The sequence below is a fragment of the Protofrankia sp. Cr1 genome (genome assembly GCF_963555865.1).
Taxonomy (GTDB): domain Bacteria; phylum Actinomycetota; class Actinomycetes; order Frankiales; family Frankiaceae; genus Protofrankia.
Map to the genome: position 1 here is coordinate 1 of NZ_CAUVXO010000239.1, position 837 is coordinate 837.

The window sequence follows — 837 nt, forward strand, 5'->3', positions numbered from 1 at the left end:
AGCACTGGTGGGGTACTGGGCACGCACGGTGTCGCCAGCGTCGAGGTGGGACGCATCCTGGACATGGCACTGCGCCGGCTGGGGATCGTCCCGGACGTCCTGGGGGGTCACAGCATCGGCGAGTGGAATGCGATGATCTCCGCTGGACTGATCGCCGATGACTTCGTGGACAGGTTCATCAACTCGTTCGATCCGAGTTCTCTCGATGTGCCCGGTGTGGTCTTCGGTGCGCTGGGGTGCGGGGTGTCCCAGGCCGTCGCAGCCATCGACGGACTGTCGGATGTGGTGATCTCCCATGACAACTGCCCCCATCAGTCGATCATCTGCGGGGGGCGCCGCAGCGTCACTACCACTCTTGAGCGGCTGCGCGGCCAGGGTGTGCTGTGCCGGATACTGCCGTTCCGGTCCGGCTTCCACTCCCCGTTCTTCGCGCCCTACCTGGACCGGGTGCGTATGGACGTGGCGCGGACCCCGATCGGCGCCGCCACGGTGCCGGTCTGGTCGGCGACGACGGTCGCACCGTACCCGCAGGATCCTGCCGCCGTCCGTGACCTGTTCGCGCGCCATCTGCTGGAGCCGGTCCGTTTCCGTGGGCTCACCGAAGCGCTGTACGCCGCGGGCGTGCGGGTGTTCGTTGCGGTGGGCACGGGGAGCATCGCCGGTTTCGTGCAGGACACAATGGCGCGCGCCGAGTACCTGACCGTCGTCACGAACACCCCGAAACGTAGCGGTCTTGACCAGTTGCGGCGGGTGGCGGCAGCGCTCTGGGTCGAGGGAGCCTCCCCGCGCATGGACCTGCTGCCGACGGTGGACCGGGCCGTGGCGGCGCCGGCGGCC

At 68.7% G+C, this 837-nt stretch carries 1 protein-coding gene; it reads left to right on the plus strand.

The features are described from left to right. Positions 1-837: acyltransferase domain-containing protein (locus tag U9980_RS17455; protein ID WP_322768894.1), on the plus strand; the 837-nt coding region annotated here is incomplete at both ends.